The 14,921-nt window shown below is 63.6% G+C and carries 11 protein-coding genes; 5 read left to right on the forward strand and 6 right to left on the reverse strand.

Annotated elements, in window-relative coordinates; all coding sequences use genetic code 11:
• Window positions 1-213 precede the first annotated feature (213 nt).
• From Pan44_RS04740 to Pan44_RS04750, 3 genes are all read left to right on the forward strand, one after another.
• Window positions 214-4,077 carry a secretin N-terminal domain-containing protein gene (locus Pan44_RS04740; RefSeq protein WP_145027767.1) on the forward strand — a complete coding sequence of 1,288 codons (3,864 nt, stop codon included), beginning with the start codon at window positions 214-216 and terminating at the stop codon, window positions 4,075-4,077.
• Between the two features lie 104 nt (window positions 4,078-4,181).
• A complete protein-coding gene (locus Pan44_RS04745) occupies window positions 4,182-5,045 on the forward strand; it encodes a hypothetical protein (RefSeq protein ID WP_145027769.1) in 864 nt (287 codons plus the stop codon).
• A 290-nt stretch (window positions 5,046-5,335) separates the two neighbouring features.
• Window positions 5,336-6,040, forward strand: coding sequence for a BON domain-containing protein (locus Pan44_RS04750; RefSeq protein ID WP_145027771.1), 705 nt, complete (start codon window positions 5,336-5,338; stop codon window positions 6,038-6,040).
• Between the two features lie 491 nt (window positions 6,041-6,531).
• On the opposite strand, the gene Pan44_RS04755 is transcribed toward Pan44_RS04750, so the two are convergent.
• Both Pan44_RS04755 and Pan44_RS04760 read right to left on the reverse strand, forming a co-directional pair.
• Window positions 6,532-6,804 (reverse strand): hypothetical protein, encoded by a 273-nt coding sequence (locus Pan44_RS04755; protein WP_145027773.1) that lies wholly within the window; start codon window positions 6,802-6,804, stop codon window positions 6,532-6,534.
• A gap of 290 nt (window positions 6,805-7,094) precedes the next feature.
• Window positions 7,095-8,393 carry a hypothetical protein gene (locus Pan44_RS04760; RefSeq protein ID WP_145027775.1) on the reverse strand — a complete coding sequence of 433 codons (1,299 nt, stop codon included), beginning with the start codon at window positions 8,391-8,393 and terminating at the stop codon, window positions 7,095-7,097.
• A gap of 266 nt (window positions 8,394-8,659) precedes the next feature.
• Here Pan44_RS04760 and Pan44_RS04765 point away from each other — a divergent pair, with 266 nt between their 5' ends.
• Window positions 8,660-9,163 (forward strand): hypothetical protein, encoded by a 504-nt coding sequence (locus tag Pan44_RS04765; protein ID WP_145027777.1) that lies wholly within the window; start codon window positions 8,660-8,662, stop codon window positions 9,161-9,163.
• Between the two features lie 81 nt (window positions 9,164-9,244).
• Here the strand turns inward: Pan44_RS04765 and Pan44_RS04770 are convergent, their stop codons facing one another.
• The 4 genes from Pan44_RS04770 to Pan44_RS04785 form a co-directional block, all read right to left on the reverse strand.
• Window positions 9,245-9,835, reverse strand: coding sequence for a DUF417 family protein (locus tag Pan44_RS04770; RefSeq protein ID WP_145027779.1), 591 nt, complete (start codon window positions 9,833-9,835; stop codon window positions 9,245-9,247).
• A 48-nt stretch (window positions 9,836-9,883) separates the two neighbouring features.
• Window positions 9,884-10,828, reverse strand: a complete 945-nt coding sequence (locus tag Pan44_RS04775) for a helix-turn-helix domain-containing protein (RefSeq protein ID WP_145027781.1) — start codon at window positions 10,826-10,828, stop codon at window positions 9,884-9,886.
• 13 nt (window positions 10,829-10,841) lie between these two features.
• Complete coding sequence (locus Pan44_RS04780) at window positions 10,842-12,827, reverse strand: sodium/solute symporter (RefSeq protein WP_145027783.1); 1,986 nt, start codon at window positions 12,825-12,827, stop codon at window positions 10,842-10,844.
• Between the two features lie 75 nt (window positions 12,828-12,902).
• The gene (locus Pan44_RS04785; RefSeq protein ID WP_145027785.1) at window positions 12,903-13,124 is read right to left on the reverse strand and encodes a DUF485 domain-containing protein; all 222 of its coding nucleotides are present in this window, start codon (window positions 13,122-13,124) and stop codon (window positions 12,903-12,905) included.
• Between the two features lie 120 nt (window positions 13,125-13,244).
• On the opposite strand from Pan44_RS04785, the gene Pan44_RS04790 reads away from it, so the two are divergent.
• The gene (locus Pan44_RS04790) at window positions 13,245-14,888 is read left to right on the forward strand and encodes a sulfatase family protein (RefSeq protein WP_197453852.1); all 1,644 of its coding nucleotides are present in this window, start codon (window positions 13,245-13,247) and stop codon (window positions 14,886-14,888) included.
• Window positions 14,889-14,921: the final 33 nt, after the last annotated feature.

Consider the following 14,921-nt stretch of genomic DNA (forward strand, 5'->3'; position numbering starts at 1 on the left):
CCGCGGATTGCGCGGGCGTCCCAACGCAGCGACCTGAAGTCCCGGGAGAGGCATCGGCGCGGTTTCTTTCCGCGCCTGGAGCTGATGCGCCTCAATAAGACAGGCAAACCTTGACGATGATACCGGTTGTGCCGGCTGCTGGTGCGCCCTACGCGCACTTTCTGCCGCTCACGACGCGCGGAGTTTGTCCCCTCGTTACAGGTTTGGAATCGGATGCTGACCCGCCTGGAAACCATCCGTCGGCTTGTCGTCGCCTCGGCCTGCGTGTCGACCTGCGCCGGCGTGGCCGTCTCGCTTCCCGTCCATCTGGTTGCAGCCGATCGCAGCCCCCAGCCGCGCCAGTTGTGGAGCCCGCTGAAGGGGAAGACCGCCTCCGGTGAGAGCGCCCGGGCGACCGTGCCAGCGGGGCGCCCGATGACGATTCAGCCGGTCTCCGAGAAGGGGATTTCCACCGACGATGGCGAAGGCAAGGGCGGACACGAAACCTCTGTCAAACTGAATTACCTGTCGGCCGACTGGAAGAAAGTGCTCGAGGACGTCGCCGCTTCCAGCAACTCCCAACTGGTGATGATGGATGAGCCTCCCGGGCGTTTCTCGCGGCAGGACTGGCGCGGACTTTACACCCGCACCGAGGCGATCCAGATCCTGAATCGCGACCTCGAACCGCTCGGCTACCGGATCCTCGAGAAGAACGAATTCCTGACGGTAATCCACGTTCAGCGTCAGCGGATGGAATACCAGCGTCCGCTGCAGGCCGCTGCCGATCCTGCGCCGCGTCCGCTGCAGGCAGGCCATGACTCGGGAGTCGCCCGGGCCTCGGCTCAGGGCATGGCCTCGCGCGGCGGCATCCAGCGGGCCAGCTTCGAACAGGAGGGCGACGCTGCTGCACAGCCGGCGATCGATCAGCAACCCCAGGCGGCCCCGGTTGCCGCCGAGCCGGTGGCAGCCGTCCCGACATCGCAGTCGTTCGAGCCGATGAACCGCAGCGCTCTCGATCTCTCGAAGCAGCTGTTGAAAGCGTTCGATTCGCGCAAAGAGATGATGGACGTGGGCCCGACGGGTCTGCCGGGCTTTGCCGTTTTCGCGCCGACCGATGAGGAAACGGGTGAACGGGGCGAGCAGCTTTTCGCCCTCGAACTCGACGTCGACAACGATCGCATCACGATCCACGGTGGTTCGGAAATCACCGGACGGATGGTGAAGCTGCTGACGCGGCTGGACGGCCTGGCCGCGAGCAATGCCTCGCAGGCGGTCCGGCTGATTCCCGGCGACGAACCGGCGGCGGAGATCGCCACGCGGATCCGTCCCGTCGTCAAACAGCTGGCGCAGTTCCAGCAGGGCGCTGTGGGAGCCGGGAACGCCACCCGTGGCGATGCGCCGTCCGCTCCTCCGGTTGTGGATCCGAACGATCCGGTCGATCCCGACGTGATCGACGCCGTGCAGAGCAACGTGATCATCGAGGTCTACGAAGGGAGCATCATCCTTCGCGGAGCCAAGAAGGATGTGGACGCCGTCACGCGGATGATCCGCGCGATTGAATCGGCGGCCGCGGGAAGCCTTCCCGAGGTCAATCTTGTCCTCCTCGACCATGCTGACGCGCGGCAGCTCGCGGTGATCGTCAACCAGATCTACACCGACCTGGCGACGTTGCGCAACCGGAACGGCAGCACGAACAATCAGAAGCAGGTGACGGCGATCGCGGTCAACACGCCGAACGCCGTACTGCTGCTCTCGCCGCAGACGCAGTTCGATGCGGCGCTCGACGTCGTGAAGAAGCTCGACGTCCCCGTGTCGCCCGAAATGCAGATGCAGGTGTTCGGGCTGAAGTCGGCCGTGGCTTCGCAGGTCGTCGAACATATCGAAACACTGTTCCCCTCGGGGGCTGAGAACCTCTCCCCCTCGGCGTTGGTCGTGGCGGACATCCGGACCAACTCGGTTGTCGTAATGGCCCGCCCGCGCGACATGCGGACGATCGACGACCTCGTGAAAAAGCTCGATCGCGATCAGGCCGCGTCGGTGGTTCGCCAGCAGCGGTTCCAGCTTCAGTTTGCGGTCGCCCAGGAACTGGCCACGTTCCTGTCCACCGCCATCCAGACCGTCCTGAACCCGCCCATCCAGCAGACGACGCAGGGGCAGGGGCAGGTGGGGCAGCAGGCCGCAGGCGGAACCACTCAAGGTCCGCAGCAGCTTCGCGACTCGAAGGCGATCGTGCTCGAGTTCCTGTCGAGCGACGGCAACGATGAGCGGCTGATCAAGTCGGGCCTGCTGTCGGATGTCCGAGTCATCGCCGAACCGCGGACGAACAGCCTGCTCGTGAGTGCTCCGGAGAACAGCATGCCGCTCCTCGCGGAGCTGATCCGCGTGCTGGACGTCCAGTCGCCGAGCATCTCGGAATTCAAGGTGTTCAAGCTGTACAACGCGGATGCGCTGGCGGCGGTGGACCTGCTGACGCAGCTGTTCAGCTCGACGAACCAGGCCGCGGGGCAGCAGGGGGGAGTTCAGCAGGGAATCAACCTGCAGGGCGCCCAGGACGTGTCCAGTAGCCTCGTACCCGTGCAGTTTGCCGGCGACGCGCGGACCAACAGCGTCATCGCCAGCGGCGGCACCGATGCGATGATCCTTGTTGAAGCGATTCTGGCGAAACTCGATTCCGAGAACGCCCTGAGCCGGGCCACGAAAGTCATTCGCCTGCGGAACACCTCGGCGGCCGATGTCGAACTGGCCCTGACGAACTTCCTCGCGCAGATCCGCGAACTGGCCCAGCTCGATCCGGAACGGACCACGACCAACCAGCTCCTGCAGCAGGAAATCCTCGTTGCCTCCGATCCGGCCACAAACAACCTGTTGGTGAGCGCCACCCCCCGGTACATGGACGACGTGGAACGCATCATCGCTCAGCTCGATCGCGAGCCGGATCAGGTGATGATCCAGGCGATCCTGGTGGAAGTGACTTTGACGGGGAACTGCGAGTTCGGCGTGGAACTCGGTTTCCAGGACGACATCCTGTTCAACCGCAGCAACCCGACCACCGGACTTCCCGGCTTCCTGTTCAACAACAACGCCCTCGGGAACAACATCGCCGCTGCCAATCCGAGCAAGGTGGGAGGGCAGGGGCTGAGCAACTTCAATCTGGGCCGGACGAGCAGCGAAGCGGGCTTCGGTGGACTGGTGCTCGCCGCCAGCTCGAATGCCGTCAGCGTGTTGATCCGGGCGCTGGAAGCGAACAGCAACGCCCAGGTGCTGAGTCGCCCGTCGATTCTTGCGGTCGACAACCAGATTGCGGAGATCACGGTTGGCCAACTCGTCCCCCGCTCACAGGGTGTGACCTTCACACAGCTCGGGCAGGCGTATCCGCAGATCGGCGATACCCCCGTCGGCATCATCTTGTCGGTCATCCCCCGGATCACTCCGGAAGGGAAGATCATCATGGAACTGATCGCCAACAACAGTGCCCTTTCCGACCAGTCGGTTCCGGTGTTCGTGAACGCCGACGGCAGCACGATTGATTCGCCTATCATCAACCAGAGCCGTGCCCAGACCACGGTGAAAGTTCCGGACGGCCAGACGATCGTCGTTGGTGGAATGATCACCAGCACCGATCGCCACCTCACCCGCAAGGTTCCCTGGCTGGGCGATCTGCCGGTGATCGGTCACGCGTTCCGGTTCGACCAGAACGTCAACAACCGGACCGAACTGATCATCTTCCTCACGCCGCGGATCGTCCGCCGCGACCTCGATTCCGAAATCATCAAGCAGGTGGAAGCCGAGCGTCTGAACTTCTTCGAGACCGATGTCGAAACGATGCACGGCCCGCTCTTCGGCGTGCCCCGTCCCGACTGGACTCCGGACTGCCCGCCCGAAGGCGTCCCGGTGATCCCCGGAACGAACATGCCGACCCATCTGCCTCCGGGCTCAATCACTCCGGACGGACAGGTGCCCGCCGGAGCCGGAACTCCAAGCATGCAGCTCGACTATGTGCCGCAGCCTCCGGTTCCGATGGTCGAACCGGGAACGAACAGCCGGCGGGTCCGCGGCGAGTACGGCGAATCGTTCGGCCGTCGTCCGCTGCCCCACTGAATTCCCTGCAGCCCGAGTGCGCCGACGTCGTTGGCGTGAAATCGAATCTCATCCACTGCGATCACCGGACACCTTCAATTGGACACCTTCAATTGGACACCCCCATGAAACAGAATGAGCAGCCGCGGCCTTTCCGCGTCCGGCGCGCCGGACTGTTCCTCCTGGCGGTCGCCCTGGCGATGCCGGGGTGTGCATCGATCGTGAACTTTACCGCCATGCGGAGCATTCCGGTGGCCGGTCCGGAGAATCCGGTTGTCGACTTCTCCTGCATCTGGCAGCAGGGTGAAGGACGAGATGAACACGGCAAGCCCTGCCGCGGGTTCTGCGGGCAGGTGATGTTCATGACGGCGGGACACAAGAAGCCGGCCCTCGTGCGAGGCGCCGTCAGCGTGTATGTGTTCGACAACGTCGGAACGCTTGCTGACCAGACGAAGCCGTTCCAGACGTTCGAGTTCACCGCCGATGAGTGGGCCGGATTCCAGCGGCGGACCAACCTGGGTATGACCTATCAGTTGTTCATTCCCTATACGCGATCGGGCGGTCGCGAGGCGGATTGCCAGCTGCACATGAAGTTCACCCCCGACGGATCGGGGAGCCCGATCTTCTCGCATCCTGAAACCATCAGCCTGCGGGGCACGTCGGGCGCCTCGGCGATGGCGAGCGCCATTGACCGCAAGCTCACGTCGTCATCGCTGCTGTTTCAGAACCCTGCAGTGATGAATCCGGAGGCCAGTTCGGCCGCGTACAACGAGCTGATGCGGAAGATGCAGGCGGACGCCGCCTCGCCGCCCGTGTTCAAGGCTTCGCCGAGGAACGCTGCGGTTCCCTCCCGTCAGGCCGAGATCGAGCGTCTGCAGGCGGTGCTCGACGCCGCCTCGACCAGGCAGGTGCAGCAGGCAGCGCACGAGGCAGATCCGGACGATCCGCGTCGGGTTTCCCAGGCGGACTATGAGGAACAGTCACGATAACGAGCCTTCCGCCTGAAGGCGGGAGGGGACCGTCGAAACACCTGCAGCCCGCAGCCGTCATGTTGGGGGCAATATGACGCTGCGGGCTGCCAGGGGGGCTTTCCTGTGGGGACATTCCCGGGAATCGCTCGGAACTCTCCTGGAGGTGACGGTGTTCACAGTCGGGGCGAAGTGATCGCTGGCTGGCGGCTGAGACGGGCTCAGACCTGCGCCCGGTCGGTGGAACGCCTTGTCCGCGGGAGTTGCGAGTGCGACAATCGATTGTCGCGAGCCTACGAAGGAGATTTTCGATGACCCGTCATTCCTGGCTGATCGCTGCGGCCGCCCTGATCGCTGTTCCCTCCGCCGTCCAGGCCCAGTCCTCGAGCCTGTTCGGGAATCGCGGCGTGAACGCCTCGTCCGGGACGCTGAACAACGGCGTCGGAGCGGGCAATAACGCAGGTGGCGGCTCGTTCGGCAATTCGGGAGCAATGACGGGCTTCACGGGAGCCACGGCCGGCAGCCAGCAGGGGTTTGCGTCCGGAGCCGCCACGAGCGGTGGTCTGGCCGGCACGGGGAACAACGGAAACTTTGTCGGGAACCGGAATTCCGCCGCCAGTGGGACGGGCTCTAATGGTGCCGGCGCGGCGAATCGCGGGAGGACCTCCCTGAACGGGGGGCTCAGTCGGAATAGCAACTCGCAGCGAAATCGGGGCAACCAGGCTCGAGGAGCCGCCAATGGGGCCCAGTCGACGCCGATCCGCCCGGTTCAGGTGATTGCCTTTACGCCTCCGGAACGATCCGGGGCGAGCATCCAGGCCTCTCTGGGGGCCGACATTTCATCCGCAGCCACTCAGGGCCGCATTCCCGGAGTGGCAGTCGAGGTCGACAATCTGGGAACCGCCACGATTCATGGTCACGTCGCCAGCGAGAGCGACCGCAAGAAGGCGGAGCGGCTCGTCCAACTCGAACCGGGCGTCCGGAAGGTCGTGAATCGCGTCACGGTCGCGGAATAACCCCGAGCAACAAATCGACGATGAGAAGTTGAAGGCCGGCGTTCGCCCGGCCTTCTTTCTTTTGGGGAGGGGCGCTGGGCCGACTCGACCTGGCCGGATGTGTCGTTGGTCTTCGTTCCGAAGATCGTCTTGCCCATCCGCCTGAAGGCAGAGGCTCATCCAAGGCCGCGGGTGCGAAGATTTCTCGTTCGAAGGGCTGGAACGACGTGCAGGTGGCCCGGGACATCGCCGGACCGTCACCTCGAAGGGCGTCTGCAAGTTTTTTGTGGTCGCTTGCCCAATTCACGAGCATTGCCGGGAGGGGCGGAGCGCGGGCATCTCGCTGAAACCCTGCATTTCACCAATGAAAAATGCATTCTGCAGCCACGGGCGAGATGTGGCATGCAGAATGCATTTAAGTCTTTTGTCGAAAGGAAGCCATCAAAGACGAGACCGAGCTTTGGCTCGAAACCGCACGATGCGAACCTTTCGCAGCAGTTATTCAGCGAACATTAAAAGAAGTCAAACGGCCTCCCCCGAGGATGCTGCACGCTCCCTTCTTTGGGGGGGGCGTGCAGCGTCTCATTGACTTCGGTTGAGCGCGAATCCAAAGCCTCTTTTCTGGTCAGGCCTCTCGATTGCAGGCACGCAATCCAAAGGATTTCCCAGAACGTGGCAAACGCCGAGCGCGGACGTTTTCCATGACCGTCGGCGAGCACGACGACGATCAGAGACCGATTGACTTCCTCAAAGACGAAGGCTGGTGAGGCCTTCAGGTGAAGCACTGGTTCTTGCGGCGAGCACTCCGCAGGAGCCGATGCCTCAGAAACGAATCACAGCAAATAACAGTCGCCCTCGAGCGAGTGTTGCTTGACTGGGGGTGTAGCCGGGATTGGCCTCGTAGGTCTCTTCCGGGCGAGCGCCTACGCCCCCAGTCAGCGGCACTCGCATTTTATTTTGCGCGGATTGGCCACGCAAGCGTCTCGTCAACGCTCCGGACCCGGAATTTCTTCTTTTTTTGGGCTTTCCCTCACGATCGCAGGCTCTTCAGACCGCTTGAAGAGCACCTTCGCGATCACCGGCGGTCCCCCACCTGGGCGTGCACCATCCGGTTGAATTCCTCGGGGTCGAACGGGTCGGGCCGCTCCTGCTTCAGGATCGTCTCTTCCAGCAACGCGTCGTCCGACACCTTCTTCAGCATCGGCGGCGTTTCCGCCCTTTGAAGGCGAGGCGCCTCGCGAGACCGAACGGACCTCGCAGAGTCGTTCCCTCGAGAAGGTCCCTCGGCCGGGACCGTCCGCTTCGCCGACGCCAGCTCGATCGTTTCTGGCGTCCAGACCGGGGCGCCCGCCGCGATCACGGGGGCATCGGGTCGCAGTCCGATGTCGTCGGCCGCCCCGACGATCCATTCCTCGATCTTGGCTCTCTGAACTTCGCCACCCGTCCCCGCGAAGACCGAGGCGTGAGCAGGGCTCGACAGGGCGCTGAGCAGACGCGTGTCGGCCGGGTTGGAATGATCGACCAGCGACATCACCTGCCGCAGGTTCTCGAGCGTGGTCATCCGGCCGCTGGAGGAGGCACGACGGATGTTCGCGACGTGGAACTCGCCCCCGAGGTTGCCGCCATGACACGCTGCGTTTCCGCACTTGCTGACGAGGATCGGCTGGATGCGCCGCACGAACAGCGAGGTGTTCTCGGGCCCCAGGCCCTCCGTCGTTCTGCCGCTCGAATCGAGGAACCCGTCTCCCGTTCGAGCGGGGGCTGCTTCCGACTGGCGATTCCGCGGACGGGGACTGGTCGCCTCCTCCAGTTTCACCATCAGGTCGCGGGCCTCGCGCCGGTTGGGATCGAGTTTGAGGACAGCGAGCAGTTCCGTTTTCGCTTCGTTGAGCAGACGCTGTCGGATGCACCACTGGGCCAGTTCGAGGTGGTCATCGGGGCGGGGCGTCCGAATGGCGTCTCGCAGGTTCTCATAGCAGCCCGTCAGCGAATCGGAGGCGGTCTGCACCAGGAACGTCGGGATCATTTCATCCGGGGCGCCGGTCCGCTTGACCAGGTAGCCGCCGGGCGCGGGCGTGATCTTTCCGAAGACGACCCGGCCGTCGAGCAGCGCGAGAACTCCGTCCTCACCGGCAAATTCGGCCGGTGGCTCGATTCGTTTTTCCACCAGTGAAGGTCCTGTGCCCGCGGTTGCCGGGGCGGCGTCCAGGGCCTCGCTGTCGATGCCTGCGGCGCGCATAAGGGCCAGGGGGTCGGTGGCCATGGCCGCCGGCATCGAGAGGGAAAGCGACGTTCCGGCGAGGAGCGCAGCGAGGCCGATCCGCCGTCGATTCCGGCGGACAGGGCCGGGAATGCGAGCAATGGGTGGGTTCATCGGATCGCACCTGGGACGTGGCAGGGGAAAGGGAGGATCGCCGTCTATGCCGCCCGCCGGAGAAGGGTCAAGCGGAATCCGCGATCCCCGGCCGCCGGCGTCACTCGTCATCGAATGGCCCGACGACCGCCCTCGGAGCGCCGCGTAGAATTGAGAGACATCAGGCAACTCGTCTTGGAGAATTCGGCTCGAGGCGTTATTGCACGCCTTCGCGCCCAAGGGACCTTCGAGTGAGCGCTCGATGTCACTGACGAGGAGACGCGATCATGGCTGACGTTCTGGCAGGTGATGAACCGCTGAAGCAGCTCTTTGCGGGGCTGACGGAGTACACCTTTCAGGTCGACCTGGGAGTGGCCGACCCCCCGCTCATCGACTATCTCAGCGACCTCCTGGTGCGCTTCGTACGGGTCGACACGATCTTCGGGATCCGCAACTCTCACGGAGAACGCCTGCAGCAGGTGGCCGACATGCTCGTCGAAGCGGGGCACCGCACCGACCGCCCGCAACGCGAGCTCCACCGGCATATCGGTGACTTCACGCTCTTCTACGTCGGCGTGTTCCCGGAAGCGGTCGACCACCTGAAAAAGCGGAATGCCAAAGACGCCCTCCTCGATTACTGCGAGCAGGGGAAGCGGGCCTACCACAAGGCCAGCGAGCTGACGGACAACGAGCATCGAACAGAAGCCGGCCTGTTCCAGCGCCTGAGTGATGAGTTCGAACTCTGCTCGGTGGGACTGGCCAAAGTTCGCCAGGAATGGCAGCGGAAATGATGGGCATTCGATGAACCTGCGGTGCCATTGGAAGGCGGATCAACGCTGGCGATCGTTGTGCCTCCTGAGGCTGTGTGCGATTCAGGGAGCGCTGGTGGAGACGACCTGTGCGTGGTCGCGGTTTCGGAGGGCCGCCTTTGCGGAATCGGCCATGGTGACGAGCGCAGCGCCCATCATGATGGCATCCTTGATGACGAGCCGGCCGGCTCCGCTGAGATAGGGGAAGCCGTGGTTGGCGTCCCCGAGCGCCGGCACCCAGCATTCGGGAGTCGTGATCAGGAACGACAGCGTCACGAACGACATCACGAACACGAGGAAGCTGCCGATCGCCGCGGCTGTCGGCCACACGGGGTGCAGGCAGAGTAGCGCGCCGTACAGGCAAATCACCGTCCCCAGCCCCCAGGCGAAGGGGTAGGTGTTGTTGCGTTCGTGCCAGGAGCGGTTCTCGGGAACCAGCTTGCCTTCGGGGTTCTTGTGAGCCGCATAGTTCGCCCCGTCCGTGTAGAAGAAGCTCATGAACGGGCTGTTCGCCACAAACGGGACAATGCCGTCGGCCTCATAACGAAAGGCCTTCAGTCCGCCGATCCAGAGCAACACGACGATCAGTCCGATCCGTGTGACGGTGATTCCCACGCGGTCCGCGCCGGACGCCAGTTCCAGAAGCCGTGTCATCGATCAGTCTCCGAGCCATTCCCTGTCAGCTGTCCGGAACGTCCCGGATCATGCGTTGCTGAGGGAATGATCGGAGCTGGCGGCCGCTCTCTGAATGGGCGCGGAGGACGAAGACATGGACAGATTGCTCCCGCCGCGGATTTCGGTCTCGAATTCCCGGAAGAACGTCGGCGAAACGCTGGTCGACTTCTTGAAGAACCGGCTGAAATAGAGCTCGTCGTCGAAGCCGACTTCGCGGGCGATTTCCTTCACGGGCCGAAGGGTGTGCAGCAGCTGCCACTTGGCATGGGTCAGCACCCGCTCGCGGATGAGATCGGTGAGCGTTTTGCCGAGCTGTTCCTTCACGATGCGGCCGAGGGTTTTCGGCGTCATGTGCAGTTTCGACGCGTAGTCGGCCGGGGCGTGGACAGTCCGGTAGTTCTCTTCAATGAGTTGCGTGAGAGGCTCGATCGCGGGATGGCGCGGCTGCGTGCGCGACGACTTCGCCGCAGGCATCGCCACCTTGCGTCTGGAGGCCGTGATCAGCAGCAGCTTGAGGTATGCCAGCGCCGCTTCGTCGCCGGCGAGCTTTGGGGATTCCAGTTCCCGTCGCAGTTCCTGGATCAGTCCTTTCACGCGCGATGCGGTCGAGCGATCGAGTTCCACGACAGGGCTGCCGTAGGGATCGTTGAACAGGACGCCGCTGCAGCCGGTTTCGGCGTGAAAGGTTTCGACGCAGAGGAAATTGGCGTGGAAGCGGATGAGCTCGCCGGTCGTTTCTTCTGACGGTTCGAGGCGGATGTGTTGATAGGGAACGAAGAAGAGGAGCGAAGACGGCGAGTAGGAGTGCTGTCCTGCATCGGCCCAGAACGAACCCTGGCCGCGACCGATATGGGCGATCGTGAAACAGTTGGTGCGTGCGGGTTCGAATGCGTCCTTGATGGTGAAGGGGGACTGTTCGACGGCGGGCTGTCCGCGGCGCGGGTCGTAGAAGCTCAATCGCGGTGACGGCATGACGACGATCCGGTCACGCGGCCGCGGCGGTCGTGTGCTTCGGCTGCGTCATCAGCGAAACGAGCACGAGCGTCGCGAACCCCAGAGGAATCGTGACGAGCCCCGGCTGGCTGAACGGGACCAGGGCGTCTGTCGCCTTCATGCCGTACAGGTTCACCATGGCCGGTCCGCTCAGCAGCACCCACGTCAGCGACGACAGCATGCCGACGAGGACCGACGCGATGATTCCCTGCTTCGTCGTGCGCGGCCAGAAGAGCAGCATCACGAGTGCCGGCAGGTTGGCGCTGGCGGCGATGTTGAACGCCCAGCCGACCAGGAACGTGACGTTGAAATCCTTGAAAACGATGCCGAGACCAATGCCGACCAGCCCGACGACCACGGCCGTGATCTTGGCGATGCGGATCTTCTCGTGATCGCTCATCTGCACGCCGAAGCCATGAGCCAGGAGGTCGTGCGCGACGGCGCCGCTCGCCGCCAGGATCAGGCCGCTCACGGTCCCCAGCACGGTGGTGAACGCGACGGCCGAGATCGCTGCGAACATGAATTCGCCGAAGCTCTTGGCGAGCAGCGGGGCGGCCATGTTGGAATCGGTCGGATCGAGGACGCGGCTCGTCATCGCGGCCAGGCCGAGGTAGAGGGTGAGGATGTAAAAGAACCCGATCGTGAAGATGCCGACGACGGTACTCAGCCGCGCGGCATGCGCGTCCTTCACCGTGTAGTAGCGGATGAGGATGTGCGGCAGCGAGGCGGTGCCGGCGAAGAGGGCCAGCATCAGGGAGATAAAGTCGAGCTTGTTGGTGAGCTCGTCACTCCTGATTCCGGCGAAAGTGGGACTGCCGCCGGGGACGAGAACGTCCTCACCTTTCCTGAGCGTGGGGTAGAAGATCGTCAGTTCGGTTCCCTCCTCGACAATCTTATCCTTGCTCCAGGTCACGACGTCGCTCTTGGCGAGCGTCGAGATGTAGGCGGTTGGCGAGAGGAATGCCTCCACGGGTTTCGAGGAGTCGGGAAGCACGATCTCTCCGACAGGATCGAAGTCGTTCTTTTGCGTGTCGTCCCACTTTCCCGTGGCCTTGTCGACTTCTCCCAGCTGTTGCGGGCGGCCATTGACGAACTTCACCCCGTCCTTGACGAACGACGTCTGACAGACGCCGACCTGCTTCCCGTCGGGGCTGAGACGCAGCACGAGAATACGGCCATCGGCGAGCGGCAGTCGCGCGTAGGGCTTGTCGGCCCAGGCGCCGGTTGCAGGGAGCGGCTGAACGGAATTCGCTGTCACGGGCCAGCGGACATTTTCCTCGAAGACCGTTTGATCCGTGCTGCTGAGTGCCGTTGTCCTGAACCAGCGAGACTTCGGTTCTCCGTCGACGGGCAAGTCGCTTCGATGCCCTCGCACCAGAATCATCGCCGTCAGCGCGCTGCACAGCACCACCAGCAGCGCCCCCTTGATGAACTGCACCCACGTCGTCGACACCATCCCCGCAGTCGTCACGATCAGGATCACCACCGCGCCGACCATCACCACACCCGCCCAGTGCGGCAGCCCGAGCAAGGGCTTCACGAGAGTCCCCGCCCCGACCATCTGTGGGATGAGATAAAAGAGGCTCACAACGAGTGTGCTCACGCCGGCCGCCAGCTTGATGCCACGTGAGCCGAACTTCGCGTCGAGCGCATCGGCGAACGTGAACTTGCCGAGCCGCTTCATCGGTTCGGCGATGACGAAGAGGGCGACGATCCAGCCGGCCAGGTAGCCGATCGAGTACAGGAACCCGTCGTAGCCGTAGAAGGCGATCATTCCGCAGATGCCGAGGAACGACGCAGCCGAGAGATAATCGCCGGCGAAGGCGACGCCGTTGACGAACCACGGAATTTCGCCGTGGGCGGCGAAGTACCCGGCGGACGATTTCGCTTTGCGGCCCAGCCAGAAACTGAGGCCGAGCGTCACGCCCACGAAGGCAAAGAAGACGATGACGGCGAGAGTCGAAGGTTGATAGAGCATGTTGCAGGGGCGGCTGTGCCGGCCGGAATCGTTGGAGACTTCGGGATGCGAGGTGTTCGACGAAAGACGCCGGACCTAGGTTTGCCCTTTGTCTCCACTCGCGACGGCGTAAATCACAGCCAGCACGAACGCGCCGACAATCAGCCCGAATCCGTACACGATCGCCAGGTTCACCCCCGCGATGGCGGGCGTCTTCATGACGTCCGGCCAGAACGCGTTCAGCGCGACGAACACGCCGTACGCGGCGAGATAGAGCAGGAACAGTTTCAGCCCGATCGGGCTCACATTCGACGACATGCCGGCCTCAAAACGGGAGAGTGCAATCCGCTGTGCCTTTGCGAAGAAGGCGACAGTATCAGACGATGCGGTCAGCGGAAAACCAGCAGCAGTCGATCAGTGCTCCCTTCGAGGTGAACGATGACAGTCTGTCCAGAAATCATGACGGCGATTCCGACGGCCCCCCAGCGCGACGGGGGCTTGCCTGTTCGGCGGACTCCCGGCCTCCGCGCCACGATCCTGTCCTTCGTCTGGGTGCTCGTCGGGCTCTGCGGCGGTTCGACGTTTGCCGCCGGTCCGAAGCCCAACATCGTCTACATCCTGTGTGACGATCTCGGCTACGGGGATGTTCGCTGCCTGAACTCCGATGGCAAGATCGCGACCCCCCGGATGGATGCCCTGGCCCGGGACGGGATGGTGTTCACGGACGCCCATTCAGGCTCGGCGGTGTGCACTCCCACTCGCTATGGCGTCATGACCGGCCGCTATGCATGGCGGTCCCGGCTGCAGTCCGGCGTCCTGGGGGGGCTCAGCCCGAGCCTCATCGAGCCAGGCCGCCTGACCGTGGCGTCGCTGCTGAAGGACCACGGCTACCACACGGCGTGCGTGGGGAAATGGCACCTTGGAGTCGATTGGGTGAAGCTCGATGGGAAGGATGTTAACCCGCTGAGCATCGAGACCCCGAAGCAGGTGCACAACGTCGACTATTCCAGCCCGTTCGCCAACGGCCCGCTCGCGAACGGGTTTGACGAGTATTTCGGAATCAGCGCCTCGCTCGACATGGTTCCCTACACGTTCCTGAGGGGAGATCGCGTGGAGGTCCTTCCGACCGTCGACAAGGCCTTCGCGATGATGCACGGGCGCGAAGGGGGCAAAACCCGGCTCGGGCCGGCCGCTCCCGAGTTTGAAGATGAGCATGTCCTTCCAGCGCTCACGAAGGAGACCATCCGCATCGTGGAGTCACAGGCGGCTGCCGCGAAAAGTGGAAAGCCGTTCTTCATCTACCTGCCGCTGGCGTCCCCGCACACGCCGATCGCGCCGACGGCCGAATGGCGGGGAAAGAGCGGGCTGAACCCCTACGCCGACTTTGTCATGCAGACGGATCACTGCATCGGCCAGATCGTCGACGCCATCGACAAGGCGGGGTTGAAAGAGAACACGCTGATTGTCGTCACCAGTGACAACGGCTGCTCGCCGCAGGCCAAGTTCGATGAATTGCTCGCGAAGGGACACAACCCGAGCGACGTCTTCCGCGGCACCAAGGCCGACATCTTTGAAGGAGGCCACCATATTCCATTTCTCGTACGCTGGCCCGCCCGCGTGAAAGCCGGGACTGAGACTGACCAGACGGTGTGGCTTGGCGACTTCATGGCCACCTGCGCGGAGCTCGTCGGGGCGCCGCTGCCGGAGAACGCCGGTGAGGATAGCGTCAGCTACCTGGCGGTCCTGGAAGGACGGGCGACGGGCCCTGTGCATGAAGCGGTCGTCCACCATTCGATCAACGGCTCGTTCGCGATCCGGCAGGGAGAGTGGAAGCTGGCTGTCTGCCCCGATTCCGGGGGCTGGAGCGCTCCCAGGCCGAACAACCCGCAGGCGTCGAAGGGGCTCCCGGACGTGCAGCTGTTCAACCTGAAGGACGAGATCGGAGAGCAGACGAACCTTCAGGACGCGCATCCCGAGGTGGTGAAGAAGCTGCGGGCACTGCTGGAGAAATACATCGCTGACGGCCGGAGCACTCCCGGGGCGCCTCAGAAGAACGCCGTCGAGGTGAAGCTCGTCAAATAGCCCCGAGAAATCAAGAAACCTGGCTCTTCAAGT

The organism is Caulifigura coniformis (genome assembly GCF_007745175.1).
Classification (GTDB): Bacteria; Planctomycetota; Planctomycetia; order Planctomycetales; family Planctomycetaceae; genus Caulifigura; species Caulifigura coniformis.

Excerpts from the sequence above, each read along its gene's own strand:
- Pan44_RS04740 (WP_145027767.1), top strand. The coding sequence starts at position 214 with ATGCTGACCCGCCTGGAAACCATCCGTCGGCTTGTCGTCGCCTCGGCC.
- Pan44_RS04745 (WP_145027769.1), top strand. The coding sequence starts at position 4,182 with ATGAAACAGAATGAGCAGCCGCGGCCTTTCCGCGTCCGGCGCGCCGGA.
- Pan44_RS04750 (WP_145027771.1), top strand. The coding sequence starts at position 5,336 with ATGACCCGTCATTCCTGGCTGATCGCTGCGGCCGCCCTGATCGCTGTT.
- Pan44_RS04760 (WP_145027775.1), bottom strand. The coding sequence starts at position 8,393 with ATGAACCCACCCATTGCTCGCATTCCCGGCCCTGTCCGCCGGAATCGA.
- Pan44_RS04765 (WP_145027777.1), top strand. The coding sequence starts at position 8,660 with ATGGCTGACGTTCTGGCAGGTGATGAACCGCTGAAGCAGCTCTTTGCG.
- Pan44_RS04770 (WP_145027779.1), bottom strand. The coding sequence starts at position 9,835 with ATGACACGGCTTCTGGAACTGGCGTCCGGCGCGGACCGCGTGGGAATC.
- Pan44_RS04775 (WP_145027781.1), bottom strand. The coding sequence starts at position 10,828 with ATGCCGTCACCGCGATTGAGCTTCTACGACCCGCGCCGCGGACAGCCC.
- Pan44_RS04780 (WP_145027783.1), bottom strand. The coding sequence starts at position 12,827 with ATGCTCTATCAACCTTCGACTCTCGCCGTCATCGTCTTCTTTGCCTTC.
- Pan44_RS04785 (WP_145027785.1), bottom strand. The coding sequence starts at position 13,124 with ATGTCGTCGAATGTGAGCCCGATCGGGCTGAAACTGTTCCTGCTCTAT.
- Pan44_RS04790 (WP_197453852.1), top strand. The coding sequence starts at position 13,245 with ATGACAGTCTGTCCAGAAATCATGACGGCGATTCCGACGGCCCCCCAG.